This window comes from Nocardia sp. NPDC002869, from assembly GCF_046764065.1.
Classification (GTDB): Bacteria; Actinomycetota; Actinomycetes; order Mycobacteriales; family Mycobacteriaceae; genus Nocardia; species Nocardia rhamnosiphila.
In genome coordinates this window covers 1-17,476 of record NZ_JBKOOL010000121.1, presented here as the reverse complement: position 1 = coordinate 17,476, position 17,476 = coordinate 1, and the positions used below count along the sequence as shown (strand labels likewise).

Below are 17,476 nucleotides of genomic sequence, written 5' to 3'. Positions count from 1 at the left end.
CCCGGCCCGCGCCGGGCGCCGGCGCGAAACCCGATGCCACGAGCGACGAGCCACGCGAGCCGACCGGGAAAAGTGAGGCCGGCGCGCATATGTCAGCCGGCGGCGCGCAGGGGCGCACCGACACGGTGCAGGTGGGCCAGTGCCTCCCGGTACGACGCGACCAGTCCGGTCTCGTGGTAGGGCACGCCGATTTCGGCGCAATAGTCACGGACTATCCGTTGTGCGTGACGAAGATTCGGCGTCGGCATATTCGGGAACAGATGGTGCTCGATCTGATAGTTGAGCCCGCCGAGAGCGAGGTCGGTCAGGATGCCGCCCCGGACGTTACGGGAGGTCAGCACCTGTCGGCGCAGGAAGTCGGGGCGGTCGTCACCGGTCAGGGTCGGCATGCCCTTGTGGTTCGGGGCGAAGAGACAACCCATGTACAGGCCGAACAGTGCCTGGTGGACAGCGAGGAACGCGAAGGCCTTGTCCACGGGCAGAACCGCGAACACCGCGGCCAGGTAGACGGCGAAGTGACCGAAGAGCAGGGCGCCTTCCGGCCAGCGATGCTTCACCGATCGATTCCTGAGCGCTCGTACGCCCGCCACATGGAGATTCAGGCCCTCCAGCAGCAGTAGGGGGAAGAACAGGAATGCCTGCGCCCGCCCGAGGAGACGAGGCAGACCGCGGCTGGCCCGAGCCTGCCGCTGTGACCAGAGCAGAATATCGGGCGCGACATCGGGATCGAGTTCCTCGTGGTTCGGGTTCGCGTGATGGCGGGTGTGTTTGTCCTGCCACCAGCCGTAGGCCAGCCCTATCCCGGCGTTGCCGACCACTCGGCCCACGATCTCTGTCGGCCGCCGCAGCCGGAAGACCTGGCGGTGCGCGACATCGTGCATGACAAGTGCGACCTGAGCGAACGTCACGGCCATCAAGGCCGCGATCATCAGCGTCCACCACGAGTCGCCGACGAGGACGAACGCCGCCCAGCCGGCTACGAACGCGACCGCCACCAGGCCGAGCCGGACGGTGTAGTAGACGGGCCGCCGGTCCATCAGTCCGGCGTCGGAGATCCGGCGCAGCAGGCGGGAGTAATCACCGGCGGCAGCGCTGCGGCGTGGTGATCGTGGAGAGGACTGTGGTATCAAGGCCGGTGTCGTCATAGATCTTCCTGAGAGTTGAGACAAGGACCCCACCTCCACCGGTTCGGCTGCCGACCGGTCGACGTCGGTCGGAGATCCGATCCAGCCGGTCTCGGGTGCAGGGTCGGGCTGACGAATTCGATGAGACCGAGGGTATCGGCCGGATTCTCGTCTCGGGTAATCCTCTGGTATGAGATCGGATCGCACTGTGATGTGATATCAGCTCTTCCCGGCTCCGCAGGCATCGGTGTCCTCGAATGCGCCCACCGGGCCGATCGCCGGGCTGCCGGCGACAGCGTCCGGTAGCGCGGGTTCCTGATCAGACGGGCATGGTCGCGTCACCGGACTCGTCACTCGGCGACCCCGGGTCGGCGAGACCGGCGCTCTTCTCCGCCGGCGCGGGCGGTTCGATACCGGGCGGACGCCGGAAACCGGCGAACCGGCCGAGTTCACCGGCACCATCGGCCATCACTTCCGCGACCGGCGTCAACTCCCCCTTGATGATGACATCCACGATGCCACCTTCCGGATCGCCTTCCTCGGGTTGCACCCGTACCACCGCCGATCCGTCGTCGAAGGTGATGAGGTCACCGCTCGCCAGATCGCTCGGGTCGACGGGTTCCAAAGCTTTCTCGTCCAGCCACTCGGCGTCTGTACCGGCGTAGGCGGCCTTCCCATCGGTACCGCCCTTGTTGCTGTACGCCGCTTCGTAGGCGTCGGCGACACTCGGCCACACCTGCTCGGTGACGTTGTCCCCGGTATGGGTATACGGGATACGCCCGTCCTCGTCTCGCGCCGTTTCACCGGTAGGACGCACCGTCCGCGGTGCGTTCGCGGCATCCTGCTGTCCGGGATCCGGCGCCGCTGTCGTCTCGCCCGGCGACTGCTGGACCGGCGGTGTGGTGACCGTCGGTTGAGCGGGCTGTGGGGCGGCAGATGGACCTCCCCGCTGCGGGCCGTCATCGTGATACCGCTCGCGATCGTGTTCCAGGTCCGTGTCCGGACCGCTGTCGGCGAGGCCGGGATCCTGCAGATTCGACATCATCAGGGGCATCAGCAGACTGGAAGGATCGAATGGCAGCCCACCACCCTGCGGAACCGCCGCGGACAGTTGGTCCATCCCGATGCCGCCCTGAGACGGCGCATTATCCTGCGCACGGGACATCTTCGCCGCCGAGTCGTCCGACGTGTCGCCGCCGGAACCGGTGTCCGAGGCGAGATCTGTGTCGGCACCGCCAGCGGTACCGGTAGAACCGATATCGGCAACACCCGCAGGGCTCGAACCCGCCGCGGCACCCCAGGAGCCGGAATTCCCCTCGGCAGCCCGGAAACTCGGAGCCGCGGCGGCAACTTGCGAACCCGAACCCGGCGCCGAAGCGGCTACTTGCGAACCCGGCGCCGAAGCGGCTACTTGCGAACCCGAGGCCGGAGCCGCAGCAGAAACTTGCGAACCCGAGCGCTCCGAGCCCGAATCAGCGCTCGCCGAACCCGAAGTCGCATCTTCCGAACCCGAACCAGAGCCCGAACCAGAACCCGCACTCGAGTCGGAGCCCGAGCCCGAGTCCGAGTCCGAGTCCGAAAGAGCATTGATGGCGTATAGACCGGCACCCACGGCGACCGCGCCAACGGCAACGCCACCGGCGACCTCGAGGGTGCGACCGGAACCCGAACCATCGCCGGCTGCGGACCCGGAACCGGCCCCCGACCCAGCACCAGCCCCCGACCCAGCACCAGCCCCCGACCCAGCACCAGCCCCCGACCCAGCACCCGAACCACCGCCACGATCCGGCTCACCCCCACGCCTACCGGCATCCGACTCACCCCCACGCCTACCGGCATCCGACTCACCCCCACGCCTACCGGCATCCGGATCCGCGCCGGCACGATTGCGGTCGGGGAGGCCCGGATCGTGCATGACCAACAGTTCATCCCGTCCTGCCCGCCGGCTCTGTCCGTCCGCCTCCCTTTCCCGGCGGGCCTGTTCTTCCGCTTCCCTGGTCAGGCGTTCCTGCTCCCGGCGTGCCTGCTCCCGCGCCTCCTCGTCCAGGCGTCGCTGCCGCTCCTCCTCGAGTCGTGCCCGCTCCCGCGCCTCTCTTTCCACGCGGGCCTGCTCCTCCGCCGCCGCCTGGCCGTGTGCCTTTTCCCGCGCCGAGTCCAGACGGTCCTGTTCTCTCGTCACGTCGCGCTCCAGCCCCTGGATCTCCCGCGCCACTCGTTGCTGTTCCCTCGTCAGCTCTTCCGCCATCCAATGGGCGTTGTTCCGCGCCCCGGACAGATTCGGCAGCACCCGCGCTTCCTGGTCGCTGTACCGGCTTTCCAGGACATCCCATCGCGGCTGGGCTGTCACATCGCTCCGGTCGCCGGCGCCGACCGGAGTGGTGTCATTCCACTCCCTTTGCTGTTGTCTGCGCAGCTCATCCCGCTGGGCCCGGAGTTCGTTCCGTCGTGCCTGCAACTCCTCCAGGCCGCGTCTCCTGTCGTGCACCCTGTTTTGCGCGACTCGCAATTCCGCAATGTCGCGCTCACTGTTGTTCGGCACCCAGGGCGGCCGGCCCTCGGCCTCCCGATGTGCATTGAGCCTGTTCATCGCGTCCGTGAGCGCCGAGTGGTCCTGTTCGGCCCCCTCGAGCCTCCGCATGAGCGCGCGTGACCCCGGTCGCTCCTCCAACCGTTGCGCGAGCGTCCACCGTCGTCGCTCCAGGTCCCGCAGCTGACCCCACATCCTGATCTCTCGGGTGAGGTCGATGATTGCCTGGTGTGCCGGACTCGCGTCGGAGAAGTCCCCTCGTTCACCGAGTGCTCTTCGAATCCGCGCCGGGTCGCCGGCGTCTGTGAATATGTCAGCGCCGCTGGTCTCCCTGTCCGCGATGGCGCGCATCGGGCGCGAAAGCCCCTCCCCGAGTCCGCTGGTCGCATCGACCAGACGCCGGGACATTCGCGCCAGGCTACTCGCTATCGACACCGGTCACTCACCAACCGGACAACGGCGCTTCGGATGAGGTAATCAGGCAGCGTTTTCGCTCGTACGAGAAACGTGGCGCCCCGCCGCGGCCCGCACCGATTTCGTTCGATCCGGCAGCCGAACGCCGCATCGGACAGCCACGGCACGAAACACGGTTCATATCAACACTTCCTGTACTGATACCGCTGTTCTCTGGCCGGGCCGGCACCGGTCAGGATGTCGAGCGTACTGACATACTCGACGATGTGGTGCCGGTCACCGCGCAGCCACATCACCCGTAGTAGTCGACCGATATAACTTTCCCCTGTTTGTCGATCGAACAACGCCAACCGTGGCGCGGTCGGCTCCTCAACTATGGGAATGCGAACCCGGGTTGACCTGCCGGCGACCGGCAGCACCACGACCCCCAGAGGTCGGTACCTGTTCGTTGTTCGAGCAGTCCATGATCAACTCCAACACACGGGTGGTCGCACGGCAGAAACGCCCGCCGCCGCGGTGATCGACAAGGCGGCACATCCGCCGGAAATTCTCTTCACGGCAACGAGGTGCTCCGCAGAGTCTCCCGCGGTCGGGATCGTGTTCGCGCCACGAACACACCAGCGGAACCGTCCGGCCGCCCGGCCCGGATCCTGGCCGTCCACTCCCCCGTCGCGACCTCGGTAGGCGCTCGCGGTCATGACGACACCACCGAGTGCGGTGCGGCAGCGTGCCTGTGCGATGCTGGGATACCGGACGAAAGGAATCGACCGTGGTCTTGGGCATGGTGCTCGGCGATCGCCGCTTCCGCATTTCGACGTGGGAGCGATCCGGCCTGTCATCGTGCTGATCAGCGGCTGATTCCTGCCGTACCCCTGCGTCGAAGCGTCGCCGCCCCGCAGGCACCTTCGTATCCCACAGGAGTACGTCATGTCCACGATCGGTTGGACCGAACACGGATCGTCTCTTTCCGCCCGGTGGCATTCCGAGAATGCCACCCCCGCCCCCGAACGCGTCGTCGCCGTGGACGATCGCATCACCGCGAAGGCCGCATACGGCCTGGTGAGAGCGGGCACGGGGCTGCTCTGGCAGGGTGATTTCCACAATGCCCGCCAGATCGTGCGGGCCGTGGACCGCCGCTGGCAACGGGTTCCGCGGGCCACGCGCGCCGGAAGCGACCCCGCTGCTCTCTTCTACGACCACCGTGCCGCGCGGGCCGAACGAGCCGAACTGCTCGGCAGGCTGCTGGTGGTGCTGGAGCGCGACCGCTCGCTGCGGCTGCGGCGCGCACCGGATGTACGACCGGCCTGCGAGCACGCATACGGCGCGGCCACCGATGGCCCGGCGGCCGACGAGCGGATCTGCGTGTCGCTGCCCGAACTCCTCGGCGTCCTCAGCGCCTACGAGTGGCATCGCAAAGGTGTCGATGTTCCCGCGCTCGGCGCGCGCATCCACCCGGACTACGGCGTCTTCTCACCGGTGCGCGGTGAGTACATCGATCTGGTCGCTCGGGCGCCGTTCCCGGCGGGTGCCGGGCAGCCGCTGGTGTTCGACCTCGGCACCGGCACCGGAGTGCTCGCCGCCGTCCTCGCCCGCCGGGGCGCCCGGGTGGTGGCCACCGATATCAACCCCCGCGCTGTCACCTGCGCACGTGCGAACCTGCGCCGGCTCGGCCTCGGCGACCATGTGCGGATCATCGAGGCCGACCTGTGGCCGAGCGGGCGAGCCGATCTGATCGTGTGCAACCCGCCCTGGCTTCCGGCGGAGCCGACCTCCGCGCTGGAGCTGGGCATCTACGACCGCGGATCCGATGTGCTGCACCGATTCCTGGACGGCCTCCCGGCCCACCTGACCGAAACCGGTGAGGCGTGGCTCGTCCTGTCGGATCTCGCCGAACGGCTCGGCTTACGGACCCGCGACGAGCTTCTCGCCCGCATCGCCGCTGCCGGTCTTCGCATGGCGGACCGCTACGACACCACGCCGCGGCATCCCCGGGCCTCGGATACCACCGACCCCCTGCACGAGGCCCGACGGTCCGAGGTCACGTCGCTGTGGCGGTTGGTACGGAACTCCCGGCCGGGTACTCGACCGCCGCAATCGTAGGGTCGTGACTTCTGCCGGGTGAGCCGGCGCCGGGCAGCTCCATCGGACGGGCTCAGGAGTGCAGGGTGGGCGCGGTGCACGAGCTCCTGGATGCGAAAATTTCGGACCCCGCCTCCGGACCGTGGCCCCTACCTGCACACTGAGTGCGGAGCCGCGCGGGATTCCGGTCCTTGCGCACTCCGTGTACGGGTGAATGAGAGGGATCACTTATGTCCGAAACCATGACCTCGGGGCCCGCTGTCCCCGACGGCCGGCCACCGGCCACCGAACCGACGTCGTCGCGGACCGCGACGCGCCGCGCGGTCTGGAACACACTGCGCGGATCGTCGGGCAACCTCGTCGAGTGGTACGACGTCTACGTCTATACCGTGTTCGCGTCGTACTTCGAGAGTCACTTCTTCGATTCGGCGGACAAGAACTCCACCGTCTACGTGTACGCCATCTTCGCCGTCACGTTCCTCATGCGTCCGGTCGGCTCGTGGTTCTTCGGCCGCTACGCCGACCGGCGCGGCCGGCGCGCGGCGCTCACCTTCAGCGTCTCGCTGATGGCGGCGTGTTCGCTGGTGATCGCGCTCGTGCCGGGACGCGAGACGATCGGCGTGGGCGCGGCCGTGATCCTGATCCTGTGCCGGCTGGTGCAGGGGTTCGCGACCGGCGGTGAGTACGGTGCGTCGGCCACCTATATGTCCGAGGCGGCCACCCGGGAACGCCGCGGCTTCTTCTCGTCGTTCCAATACGTGACCCTCATCGGTGGTCATGTGCTCGCCCAGCTCACGCTGCTGGTGCTACAGGTGTTCCTGGACAAGGCGGAGATCTCCGATTTCGGATGGCGTATCGCCTTCTTCATCGGCGGCGTGGCGGCGGTCGTGGTGTTCTGGCTGCGCCGGAGTATGGACGAATCGCTGACCGCGGAACAACTCGACGCGGTCCGGCGCGGTGAAGACTCCGAAGCGGGCTCTCTTCGCGTGCTGCTGGCCGGGTACTGGCGGCCGCTGCTGGTGTGCTTCCTGGTCACCATGGGTGGCACCCTCGCGTTCTACACCTACAGCGTGAACGCCCCGGCCATGGTCAAGACCGCGTTCGAAGGTCAGGGTATGATCGCCACCTACATCAACCTGGCCGGGCTGGTCTTCCTCATGCTGTTGCAGCCGCTCGGTGGGCTGATCAGCGACAAGGTGGGCCGTAAACCCGTCCTGGTGTTCTTCGGTATCGGCGGGGTCCTCTACACCTGGTTCCTCATCACCTTCCTCCAGGACGCCACCTCGGTGGCGGCGACGCTGGTGGTGACCTGCGTCGGCTACGTGCTGCTCACCGGTTATACGTCGATCAATGCCATCGTCAAAGCCGAACTGTTCCCCTCACATATCCGGGCCCTGGGAGTCGGTATCGGATACGCCCTGGCCAATTCGGTGTTCGGCGGTACCGCCCCGATGATCTACCAGGCCGCGAAGAACGGCGGACAGGTGCCGTGGTTCATCGCGTACGTGACGGTGGTCATCGGGATCTCGCTGGTCGTCTACCTCTTCGTACTGAAGAACAAGACCGAGACCGCACTGGACAGAGAACAAGGGCGCGCATTCCGGTGATCCCGCGCTACCCGGACGCACCGGCGCGCACTGCGGTGGCGGCCACCCCGGGCCGCGTCCGGACGTAGCCGAGCGGCCCCCGCCGGTGACGGGGGCCGCCGCGGTACGGGAGGGCGGGCGGCCACCCATCCTTCCAGGTCAGAGTGACATGCCGTTCTCGAGGAACTCCAGTGCCTCGTGGACGACGGCGTGGATGTCCTCGTTGTTGTCGACCACGGCGGCACGCAGTTCGGGCACGGGCCACCCGGCCCCACCGCGCCGATGAGTTCGGCCGGCCATCGGCGTCTACCGCATATATGGATGTGGTGCCGGTCGTGTTCGGTTCGGGTAAGCGCTATTTCGGCCCAGTCGACGGCCGGCATCTGCTCGAGGACCCCGCCGTGGTGATCCAGGGCCACCGGGTACTGCATCTGCGGTATCGCGTCCGACGCTGATATCGCGCAGCGATCCGTCCCGGCGGAATCCATCCACGATGGGAGTCCGACGGGACGGTCTACCGCGTACCCGGCCGCGGCACGTTCGCCACCGAGTCCGAGGGCTATTACCTGCGTCATCACGGCTCGATCGAGGACCTGATGAACCTGTCCTCGGACCCCGCGTCGCGCTCATCCGCTGTACATTGTGTCGACCTCCGTCGCGAACTCGCGCAGCACGATATTGCGCTTGAGTTTCAAGGAGGGGGTGACATAACCGTTGGCCTCGGTGAGTTCGGTGGGCAGCATGCGGAACTTGCGGACGGCCTCGGCCCGGGAGACAGCTCGGTTGCCGTCGTCGACGGCGGTCTGGATCGCGCCGAGCAGATCGGGGTCGGCAGCGAGATCGGCGACAGTGGCGTCGGCGGGTTTGCCGTTGAGCTGTTTCCAGGTGGGGAAATGCTCGCCATCGATGGTCACCAGGCAACTGACGAACGGTCTGTGGTCGCCGACAACGATCACCTCGCCGATGAGGGCGTGCGCGCGGATGCGGTCTTCGATCACCGCGGGAGCGACGTTCTTGCCGGCGGTGGTAACGATGATCTCCTTCTTGCGTCCGATGACGGTGAGATATCCGTCCTGGTCGAGGGTGCCGAGATCGCCCGTGGCGAACCAGCCGTCCCGGAACGTGTCGGCGGTGGCCTGGGGGTTGTTCCAGTACCCGGTGAACACATTCGGCCCACGCAGCAGAATTTCCCCGTCGTCGTCGATACGAACCGAGGAGCCGGGTAGCGGCCGGCCGACCGTCCCGATCTTCGGCCGGTCGTCTGGATTGAACGTGGCGGCTCCGCAGGTCTCGGTCAGGCCGTAGCCCTCCAGTACGGTGAATCCGACCCCGCGATAGAAGTGGCCGAGCCGTTCGCCGAGCGGGGCACCACCGGAAAGGGCGTGCGTGGCGCGCCCACCGAGCGCGGCGCGTAGCCGGCGGTAGACCAAGCGGTCGAACAACGCGTGCCGGATACGGAGCGGAATCGGGACCCGGCCGCTGTCGCGGGCATGGCTGTACGCGATCGCCGTCGTGGCCGCGAGATCGAAGATCCGGCCCCGACCGGTCAGCTGGGCTTGCGCACGGGCGGTGTTGTACACCTTCTCGAAGACGCGAGGCACGCCCAGGATCAGCGTCGGCCGGAATTCCCCGAGCTCTGCCGTGACGTCCTTGATATCGCCGACGTGGGCGATATCCACCGGGACGAACGCCGCCGCGATCTCGGCGACCCGGCCGAGCACATGCGCCAAGGGCAAGAACAGCAGGACCGAGGACTCGCCGGTGCGGAACAGTTCCGGCATCCGGGCGGTGATGTTGCCCAACTCGGCCAGGAAGTTGCCGTGGGTCAGCAGACACCCCTTCGGCCGGCCGGTGGTGCCGGAGGTGTAGACGATCGTCGCCGGCCGATCGGCCGTCAGGGCCGCCCGGCGAGCGGCCACGGCGGTGTCGCTGATGCCGGCGCCCTCCGCCTGCAAGGTCGCGACGGCGCCGGCGTCGATCTGCCAGGTGTGCGTCAATTTCGGCAGCTGGTTACACAGACCGGCGACCACGGCTGTGTGGTGGTCGGTTTCGGTGACGATGGCGACCGCTCCGGAGTCGGAGGCGATCCACTCCACCTGTTCGGCGGAGGACGTCTCGTATACCGGGACGGTGACCGCGCCGGCACACCAGATGGCGAAGTCCAGCAGCGTCCACTCGTAGCGGGTGCGCGACATGACGGCCACCCGATCGCCGGCCTGAATACCGTGTGCGATCAGCCCCTTCGCCGTCGCCAACACCTCGGTGCGGAACCGGGCAGCGGTCACATCGCGCCAGCGGCCGTCCATCTTGCGGCTGACGACCGCGATGTCCGGGTATCGTTCGGCGTTGCGGTTGATCGAATCGGTGAGGTTCGCGTCGGGGTGAACCTGATACAGAGGTGGCAGTCCGAACTCCTGCATGATCGCTCCTCTCCGGCGACGCTGCCGGAAGGCACACGGTGCGCTCCACCTGAGCAAGCGGCGCTCAGCCGAGTATGAACCGCACCGCATCGACGCGGATACGGTTATCGGCAGTCCCGCGCGAGGACCAAAGTCCTCTGTCGCGGGCAATGTGGAACTTCCGGGCCCGCGACCGACCTCGTCATGGACCACCGGCTCGTGAGCAGTATCGCCACGGACCGTCGGAGCTGGGGACCGCCCCGAACGCGGGGTCCGGTCGTTCGAAGCCGGACGGCATGCCCGGTTCCTTGGCCCCGCCGGCGAAGTCCTCGGCCGACGAGGCCCTTCGGCCCTGTGGGCTCGGTGTACGAGGCCGCATCCTGAAGTAGGCGGGTTGTGACCGTCGCGGTGGCTGCCGCCGAGTCGACGATCGCGATCACATTGCGGAAGTGCGCAGACAATGCCGTCGGCAACCCGCCCTCGGAGGTCGGCCCTTATCGAGCCGGTTAGGAGAAGTCGTGAACGTACTCATAATTGCCGGCGCCGTCGTCGTCGTGGCACTGATCATGCTGTGGCTGTCGGTCCGGGTGGTGACCCAATACGAAAAAGGAGTGTTGTTCCGGCTCGGACGCGTGATCGCAGTCAGAGAGCCCGGCTTGCGGCTCATCATCCCGGTCATCGATCGACTGCGTGAGGTGTCGATGCGGATCATCACCATGCCGATCCAATCCCAGGGCATCATCACCCGCGACAACGTCAGCGTCGACATCTCCGCCGTCGCCTACTTCCGCGTCGTCGACGCCGAGAAATCGGTCGTCGCCATCGAGAATGTGCACGCCGCCATCGATCAGATCGCCCAGACCACGCTCCGCAAGGTCGTCGGACAGCACACCCTCGACCAAGCACTCGCCGAGACCGACACCATCAACGCCGATATCCGGCAGATACTCGACACCACCACGCTGGAGTGGGGTGTCGAAGTGACCCTGGTCGAGCTGAAGGACATCCAACTGCCGGAAGCCATGAAACGGGCCATGGCCCGCCAGGCCGAAGCCGAACGGGAAAAGCGAGCCAAGATCATTGCTGCCGAAGGCGAATCCATGGCCGCCGCCGCTCTGGGCGACGCATCCGACACCATGATGGCCCACCCGCTGGCCCTACAGCTACGCAACCTGCAGACTCTCCTCGAAATGGGCGTCGACAAGAACACCACCGTCGTGTTCCCGGCCCCACTGATGAGCGCGATCGGCGATATCGGCGCCTTCTTCGCCCGTGAGACCTCCGCCGCCGCGACCGCTGATCCCACCGCCCGGACCCTGCCGACGAGCCCGACACCTATACATACCGGGGCACCGAGCACCACGGTCAAGACGCATACACCGCCGGACTGACCCGGCACAGACGACCGGCCCCCGGTCATTTCATGGTCGCGAGATTGCGCCAGAGATTCTCGAGACTGTCGGTGCCGCCGAACAGGGTGGTGAAGTTGGTGGAGTCGATGAGGACGATATCGCCCGCACGCCGGTCGGCGGGTGGCATCCAGATCAGCGCGTTGAACTCCGTGTTACCGGCCGCGGTGAAGGGGTGGGGTCGGCTCGGATCGATGCGCTGGCGCCCCAGGACCCGTAACGAGTCGTTTTCCGGTGCCGTGAGTTCGTAGTGCGGCAGGTGGGGGTGGAAGTTGAAGGTGGTGACATCGTCCAGCAGCCGAGGGCTATCCAGATCGCGAAAGGCGGTCAGCGGGGCGATTTCCCGGGTGCCGTCGACGACCGCCGGGCGTAGACCCCATATGTTGTTCACCGGCACATCGAGGGCTTCCATCAGCGAACGCGTGTACCGGCCGAATCGCTGTTGCCGGGGTACCAGCGGGTCGCCGTGATGGTCGTATTCCGTTTGCCGCTGCGAATAGTCGTCGGTGAAGCCCACGTCGTGGTGCGGCGCCAGCAGCAGGCACGTACCGTCGCGCTCCAGCCACTCCCGGACCGCGGCGATCTCCTCGGGTGCGGCTTCCTGCTGGGAGAGCAGGTGGTCGAGCCCGAATACCATCAGCGTATCGGTGTCGGCCAGGATCCGTTCATCGATCGGCAGTGTGTATCCGGCCTGGTCGATGCGCTGGAACACGGCGACGGGATGGCCTGTCACCGCACCGGCCAACCGCTGGAACGCCAGCGTGGAGCGATGGAACAGCTCCAGTGTGCCGGCAATGCCCTGCAGGAAGTGCGCCGCGTCGAAGGCGGGGGTCTCGTAACCCGGCCACGCCGCGTTGCGCACTTCGGTCATGGTGGAGAAGCGGTTGTATATCTCGGCGGGATCGCGTTGGGCTTCCCACGGGTAACTCCACGCCCAATAGATGCTTATCCGCCGGCGCCCATCGTGTTGGCGCGGAACGTGGGTCTGGTTATAGGTGCGGGCCGGCGTTGGGGTGCTCATCATGTCACCTCTCCACTGTCCAGGGTGGCCAGATACCGGAGGGCTCCGATACCCGGCAGGAAGAAGTACGCGCCGCCGCGGAGCGTGGTGAAGGCCGGCAGGTTCGCGAGCACCTTACGAATGGGCCGCTTGGGGATCGTGAACTGCAGACTGCCGTCCTGCGCGCCGCAGATGGGGTCGTGTTCATTGCCCAGTTCGTGGAAATTCTTGTCGTTGATCCAGACATTCTGCGCGAACTCGAACTGGCGAACCAGGCCGGCGCAGATGATGAACGCGGCGATGCCTCGGTCCACCCCGTCGTCGGGTGCATTCTCGGGCAGTGCCGGACCATAGGTGGCACCACGGCGAATCATCCGGTGCCGGTTCATATCGGCCGCGGTGCCGCGAGGGTTGAGTCGCCGCACATGCGACCCCAGCGGAACCGCGTAGCCGTGCGGATCGGCCTCCTGGTAGTCGAAGTCGTTGTTCCGCAGCGGGTCCGCCCCCAGCTGTGGATCATCGCGTTCGGGGGCGAGGGCCAAGGGGGCGCCGCTTCGCCAGCGGCCCATGAGCTTCGCGGCGAGCAACTCCTGCCCTTCCGGGGTATCGGCGTGCTCGCGCAGATAATCCCGAAACGCGCCGACATGCTCCTGCAACCGCCGGTAGGCCATATAGCTGCCGTTGCGGGACAGCGCCTCCGGCTGCGGCAGTCCGCGGGGCGGCCCCGCCTCGTCGGGATACCCCAGGATGAACTCACCGGGTTCCAGCGGTGCACCCGAGCCCGGTGTCGGTTCTTCGCCGGATCCTTTCATCACCGGCTGGGACAACCGGTCACGGAAACCGAAATGGTCGTGGGCATAGTCGAATGGGGGCGTCGCGTTCAGATCCAGGTACGACAACACCCGCACACCGGGGCAGCGGGACACCAGCCGGTCGTGCTCTGCCGTGCATCGCCGGTGTTCGCCCTCGGTGCGGGCGAACAAGATCGCGATGGCGTGCAGGTCGTCACCGGCCAGACCACCCACCCAGTTGTCCGGGTGGCCGGCCCCCGTATCGCCCAGGATATCGGCGCGGGCGGCCATACCTTCACGGAACTCGTCCGGGAAGGTGGCAAGCGCCGCCTCCGGCACTCCCAGCGCCCCCAGCCCGCGCCAGGTGAAGGCCAGCGTGCTCCAGTGCTCGGCGCTGTCCATGGTGGCGCGCGCGGCGGCAGCCGACTGGACCCGGTCCACCAGGGCGTCCAGCCAGGCCCGGCCGCCGGCGGGATCGTCGAAGGACAGGAACACGTAACGGCCGGTCATCGCCGGGGTACGGGTCAGCAGGATGTGCTGGATATCGTCCAGCTCGAGGGTCGGCACGGGGATCACTGCATCTGATCGAGCATGTCGGAGAACGCGGCCTCGAGCCGCAGCGCCTTCTTGATCCGCTCGGCGGTGACGTAGGGGTACTCGCCGTATTCGAGGAAGCTCGGGACCTGATGCTCGCGGACGAATCGGGCGAAGGCCCCGGGATTCTCCCTCCAATCCTCGGGAAATCCTTCGAGGTTGGTGAAAACGGTAGTGATGCCGGTCTTTCCGAAGAGGGCCACGGCATCCTCGGTGTACTTGTCGAAGTCGGTATCGAAGATGCCCTGGTATTGAAAGTGCAAGCCGGAGCCGACGTCGAACAACTGCCACCGCAGATAGTGGAGCCGCAGCGGCGCGAGCACATCCGGACTACCCGCGACAGCATCTTCGATCTGCTTCCCATACGCGCGTATCGCCTCTTCTCGGCCCGGTTTGACCTTTGCGATGATCGAGAACCCGTAGCAGGCGGGGGTCCGTGGGTAGATCGGGCCGTACCGACCCCGCTCCAGCTCGAAATAGCCGTCCCGGGGGATGGCCATCGCCGCGGGTTTGCTCCATTCGTGATCGTTCGCTGGCATATCGTCCTCCCTGACAGGAGTTGACCGGATATCGGAAACCGACAAACACGCGGTGGAACCCGGAATGCCGCGATCCCCGATGTCAGGGGCCTCGGGGCGCATCCGCCGGTTATCAGAATAACTGTGCTGTTGCCACTCGGCACCCCCGGTGATCCCTCCTCCGGCAACCCGGCGACGTACCCCGCTTCGGGAGCACACAGGCGAGATCGACACCGCCCTTCGCCGTGACCGCCGGCCACGGCCGAAAGCCTGCGCCGCGGCGACTCGCCACGCCCGGCGAACCCGGGTATCCACCGCCCTGGACACGCAGCGGCCGCCACCGGGCAGCCGAGTCATATCGCCGACCCCCGGGTAGAGGTCGAACCATGATGCGCGCGGAAAGGGCCGGCCCGGGCCCCTGCGTCACCGGTTAGCATTTCAGAGAGACCTCCGGACAGCGCGCGGCGATCGAAGGAGACTTCTCGTGGAACGGACAACCTGCCTGGTGGCCGGCGGCGGACCCGCGGGACTGATGCTGGGTCTGCTACTCGCCCGGGCCGGGGTCGAGGTCACCGTGCTGGAGAAGCACAAGGATTTCCTCCGCGATTTCCGCGGCGATACCGTGCACCCCACCACCCTCGACCTGCTCGACGAGCTGGGGCTCGGTGCCGAGTTCGGGAAACTGGGCGCCCGCGAGTTGCGGCAGATAGTGCTGCCGATCGCGGGTGGCACGCAGCTGCTCGCGACGTTCGAGCATCTGCCCGGCCCGCACAAGTACGTCGCGATGGTGCCGCAGTGGGACCTACTGGACCTGCTGGCCCGCACCGCCGTGCCGGAGCCGAGTTTCCATCTGCGGATGAGCACCGAAGCGACCGAACTGATCCGGGTCGAGGGCAAGGTCACCGGTTGCGCCTATCGGACGGCCGACGGCACCACCGGCGCGATCCACGCCGACCTCACAGTGGCATGCGACGGCCGCGCCTCGGTACTCCGGGCCTCGACCGGACTACCCGCGCGGAGCTGGCCGACACCGATGGACGTGTGGTGGTTCCGTCTCCCGCGCACCGCTACCGACCCCGCCGGAGCGCTCCCCGTCGTCACCGCCCGCCGCGCCGCCGTCATGCTCGACCGCGGTGACTACTGGCAGTGCGCCACACTCATCGCCAAGGGTGCCGACGCGGAAGCCCGGCGTGGCTCGGTCCGGGACATCATGCGCGGCATGGCCGAAGCCACACCCTGGCTCGGCGACCGGCGCGACGCCCTGACCGGTTGGGACGAGGTGAAGCTACTCGATGTCCGGTTGGATCGGCTGAGCACCTGGTACACCGACGGCCTGCTCTGCATCGGCGACGCGGCGCACGCGATGTCCCCGGTCGGCGGTGTCGGCATCAACCTCGCGATCCAGGATGCCGTCGCCGCCGCCAGGATTCTCGCCGCACCGTTGCTCGCGGGGACCACGACAACCCGTGATCTGGCACGAGTACAGCGCCGCCGGGCCATCCCGACCGCGGTGATCCAGGCGGTACAGCGGGTGCTGCACGCCCGCCTGATCGTGCCGGCTCTCACCGGCCGGGTCGAGATCGCCGGCGCCCCGAGCGCGCCACGGGCCCTGCGATTACTGCGCCGAATTCCGCTGGTACGCAGCATTCCCCCGTATATCCTCGGCCGCGGGGTGTTGCCCGAACACGCACCGGATTTCGCGTGCCGCCCGCCCGCCCCGGCTGTTGCCGGGCCGGAGGAACCGGCATCCGACACGTGAACGGTAACCATATGAAAGCCGGCGATCGGCAGCAGTGGATATAGTCTCAGGTCGGGGCACGTATTCGAGCGAATTGCGGGCCTGCCCATTCCGCGATGGACAGGCCGATATGCGACAAAGAAAACATCGGACCGTGTTCGAAAAGCTTTCCGGAATTAACTATCCAAAATTGATAGTTAATTCGGGAAGGGTTATTTTCGGCAGGCCGAGATCGATGATTTCGACCACAGAAAGATGAGAACAGGTTATATTTTAAAAACCCTTTTCGGAGGGTTCGACATCCGGTCGTACCGTTGCTCAACATTTCTGGAGATAGCCATGAGATCGACCTCTTCCCTGCTTCGTGCCGGCATTATTGCTCCGGTGGCCCGCAACGGCACCGTGGCGATGCTCGTGCAGCAGGTACGTGTGATCGCGGAAGCGATCGATGAACTCGATCGGGAGGTCTCGGTGGATTCCTCGTTGGTGCGGGTTCATCAGCACGCGGCCGGTGCTCACACCCGCGTGATTCACACAGGGGGACAACGGGTCCGGGTGCAGGCACAGCGAACCAGTTGATCATGCCATCGGACGCTCGCGTGGTGGCCCGACTACGAAAATCCATCTGGCTTGTGATGGCCACGGCCGGCCGCTGACGCTCGTATTGACTGCGGGCAACGTCAACGATTGCACGATGTTCACCCAGGTGCCGGCCGGGATCTGGATGCCGAAGCCCGGCCGAGGCCAGTCGTGGAAGCGGCCGCGGCGGGTGTTGGCCGACAAGGGATACTCCCCCCGTGCGATCCGTGCTCATCTGCGTGCTCGCGGTATCGCCGCGACGACCCCTGAACGTGTCGATCAGCAGGCCAACCGGCGTCGTGGGGCAGTGCCGGTGGCCGGCCACCGGTGTTCGATCCGGTGGCCTATCGGCGTCGTAACGTGGTAGAACGCTGCTTCAACCGGCTCAAACAGTATCGAGCGATCGCCACCCGTTACGACAAGACCGCCACGTCTTACCGGGGGATGCTCGACCTGTCCACCCTGCTCATGTGGCTTTGAGGACACTCTCTAGCGCTATCAACCCGAGGAGGCGTGAACCGTCGCTCGATAGCGGACCGAGAAGTTGTCCCCGCAGAGGAGGGATTTCGTGGCCAGCACCTGCCCTTGGCCCAACGGCAACCGAAGATGCCCACCGCAGCCGCCAGACAGGGCTCTTCGTAACACGAGGATCTCGTCGATGAACTCGGTGAACGGGTCGATCTCGGTTCCGCGCATGGTGAAGTCCTTGCACTCGAAC

At 66.7% G+C, this 17,476-nt stretch carries 14 protein-coding genes and 2 pseudogenes; 9 read left to right on the top strand and 7 right to left on the bottom strand.

Going from position 1 to position 17,476, the window contains the following annotated elements; all coding sequences use genetic code 11:
- Window positions 1-92: 92 nt before the first annotated feature.
- Together ACLML9_RS20650 and ACLML9_RS20645 are read right to left on the bottom strand one after the other, a co-directional pair.
- Window positions 93-1,145: a fatty acid desaturase family protein gene (locus tag ACLML9_RS20650; protein ID WP_411947077.1), complete on the bottom strand. Its 1,053-nt coding sequence runs from the start codon at window positions 1,143-1,145 to the stop codon at window positions 93-95.
- A 298-nt stretch (window positions 1,146-1,443) separates the two neighbouring features.
- The gene (locus ACLML9_RS20645; protein WP_411947076.1) at window positions 1,444-2,244 is read right to left on the bottom strand and encodes a hypothetical protein; all 801 of its coding nucleotides are present in this window, start codon (window positions 2,242-2,244) and stop codon (window positions 1,444-1,446) included.
- Between the two features lie 2,748 nt (window positions 2,245-4,992).
- On the opposite strand from ACLML9_RS20645, the gene ACLML9_RS20640 reads away from it, so the two are divergent.
- The 4 genes and pseudogenes from ACLML9_RS20640 to ACLML9_RS20625 all read left to right on the top strand — a co-directional run.
- Window positions 4,993-6,165 carry a methyltransferase gene (locus tag ACLML9_RS20640; RefSeq protein WP_411947075.1) on the top strand — a complete coding sequence of 391 codons (1,173 nt, stop codon included), beginning with the start codon at window positions 4,993-4,995 and terminating at the stop codon, window positions 6,163-6,165.
- A gap of 209 nt (window positions 6,166-6,374) precedes the next feature.
- Complete coding sequence (locus ACLML9_RS20635; RefSeq protein ID WP_411947074.1) at window positions 6,375-7,751, top strand: MFS transporter; 1,377 nt, start codon at window positions 6,375-6,377, stop codon at window positions 7,749-7,751.
- 296 nt (window positions 7,752-8,047) lie between these two features.
- Window positions 8,048-8,185, top strand: a pseudogene (locus tag ACLML9_RS20630) (dihydrofolate reductase); the annotation flags it as partial.
- A gap of 45 nt (window positions 8,186-8,230) precedes the next feature.
- A pseudogene (locus ACLML9_RS20625) lies at window positions 8,231-8,344 on the top strand (GntR family transcriptional regulator); the annotation flags it as partial.
- 12 nt (window positions 8,345-8,356) lie between these two features.
- Here the strand turns inward: ACLML9_RS20625 and ACLML9_RS20620 are convergent.
- On the bottom strand, window positions 8,357-10,150 hold the full coding sequence (locus tag ACLML9_RS20620) for an AMP-dependent synthetase/ligase (RefSeq protein WP_411947073.1): 1,794 nt from the start codon (window positions 10,148-10,150) through the stop codon (window positions 8,357-8,359).
- A gap of 545 nt (window positions 10,151-10,695) precedes the next feature.
- Between ACLML9_RS20620 and ACLML9_RS20615 the strand changes: the two genes are divergently transcribed.
- Window positions 10,696-11,520 (top strand): slipin family protein, encoded by an 825-nt coding sequence (locus ACLML9_RS20615; RefSeq protein WP_411947080.1) that lies wholly within the window; start codon window positions 10,696-10,698, stop codon window positions 11,518-11,520.
- 25 nt (window positions 11,521-11,545) lie between these two features.
- Here the strand turns inward: ACLML9_RS20615 and ACLML9_RS20610 are convergent, their stop codons facing one another.
- From ACLML9_RS20610 to ACLML9_RS20600, 3 genes are all read right to left on the bottom strand, one after another.
- Window positions 11,546-12,559 (bottom strand): hypothetical protein, encoded by a 1,014-nt coding sequence (locus tag ACLML9_RS20610; protein WP_411947072.1) that lies wholly within the window; start codon window positions 12,557-12,559, stop codon window positions 11,546-11,548.
- The gene (locus tag ACLML9_RS20605; protein WP_411947079.1) at window positions 12,559-13,839 is read right to left on the bottom strand and encodes a Dyp-type peroxidase; all 1,281 of its coding nucleotides are present in this window, start codon (window positions 13,837-13,839) and stop codon (window positions 12,559-12,561) included. The genes ACLML9_RS20610 and ACLML9_RS20605 overlap by 1 nt, the downstream gene beginning before the upstream one ends.
- Before the next feature lie 62 nt (window positions 13,840-13,901).
- Window positions 13,902-14,462 (bottom strand): hypothetical protein, encoded by a 561-nt coding sequence (locus ACLML9_RS20600; RefSeq protein WP_356993209.1) that lies wholly within the window; start codon window positions 14,460-14,462, stop codon window positions 13,902-13,904.
- Between the two features lie 463 nt (window positions 14,463-14,925).
- On the opposite strand from ACLML9_RS20600, the gene ACLML9_RS20595 reads away from it, so the two are divergent.
- The 4 genes from ACLML9_RS20595 (at window position 14,926) to ACLML9_RS20580 (ending at window position 17,238) form a co-directional block, all read left to right on the top strand.
- Window positions 14,926-16,200 carry an FAD-dependent oxidoreductase gene (locus ACLML9_RS20595; RefSeq protein ID WP_411947071.1) on the top strand — a complete coding sequence of 425 codons (1,275 nt, stop codon included), beginning with the start codon at window positions 14,926-14,928 and terminating at the stop codon, window positions 16,198-16,200.
- Between the two features lie 234 nt (window positions 16,201-16,434).
- Window positions 16,435-16,758: a hypothetical protein gene (locus tag ACLML9_RS20590; RefSeq protein ID WP_411947070.1), complete on the top strand. Its 324-nt coding sequence runs from the start codon at window positions 16,435-16,437 to the stop codon at window positions 16,756-16,758.
- A gap of 7 nt (window positions 16,759-16,765) precedes the next feature.
- Window positions 16,766-17,125: a transposase gene (locus ACLML9_RS20585; RefSeq protein ID WP_411947078.1), complete on the top strand. Its 360-nt coding sequence runs from the start codon at window positions 16,766-16,768 to the stop codon at window positions 17,123-17,125.
- Window positions 17,086-17,238, top strand: a complete 153-nt coding sequence (locus ACLML9_RS20580; protein ID WP_411947069.1) for a transposase — start codon at window positions 17,086-17,088, stop codon at window positions 17,236-17,238. Before ACLML9_RS20585 ends, ACLML9_RS20580 begins: the two co-directional genes overlap by 40 nt.
- 18 nt (window positions 17,239-17,256) lie before the next feature.
- On the opposite strand, the gene ACLML9_RS20575 is transcribed toward ACLML9_RS20580, so the two are convergent.
- The coding region (locus ACLML9_RS20575; protein WP_411947068.1) for a hypothetical protein at window positions 17,257-17,476 on the bottom strand (220 nt) is incomplete at its 5' end.

Coding starts and splice junctions, on each gene's coding strand:
- ACLML9_RS20650 (WP_411947077.1), bottom strand. CDS start 1,145: ATGACGACACCGGCCTTGATACCACAGTCCTCTCCACGATCACCACGC.
- ACLML9_RS20645 (WP_411947076.1), bottom strand. CDS start 2,244: ATGGACCAACTGTCCGCGGCGGTTCCGCAGGGTGGTGGGCTGCCATTC.
- ACLML9_RS20640 (WP_411947075.1), top strand. CDS start 4,993: ATGTCCACGATCGGTTGGACCGAACACGGATCGTCTCTTTCCGCCCGG.
- ACLML9_RS20635 (WP_411947074.1), top strand. CDS start 6,375: ATGTCCGAAACCATGACCTCGGGGCCCGCTGTCCCCGACGGCCGGCCA.
- ACLML9_RS20620 (WP_411947073.1), bottom strand. CDS start 10,150: ATGCAGGAGTTCGGACTGCCACCTCTGTATCAGGTTCACCCCGACGCG.
- ACLML9_RS20615 (WP_411947080.1), top strand. CDS start 10,696: ATGCTGTGGCTGTCGGTCCGGGTGGTGACCCAATACGAAAAAGGAGTG.
- ACLML9_RS20610 (WP_411947072.1), bottom strand. CDS start 12,559: ATGAGCACCCCAACGCCGGCCCGCACCTATAACCAGACCCACGTTCCG.
- ACLML9_RS20605 (WP_411947079.1), bottom strand. CDS start 13,839: ATGACCGGCCGTTACGTGTTCCTGTCCTTCGACGATCCCGCCGGCGGC.
- ACLML9_RS20600 (WP_356993209.1), bottom strand. CDS start 14,462: ATGCCAGCGAACGATCACGAATGGAGCAAACCCGCGGCGATGGCCATC.
- ACLML9_RS20590 (WP_411947070.1), top strand. CDS start 16,435: ATGAGAACAGGTTATATTTTAAAAACCCTTTTCGGAGGGTTCGACATC.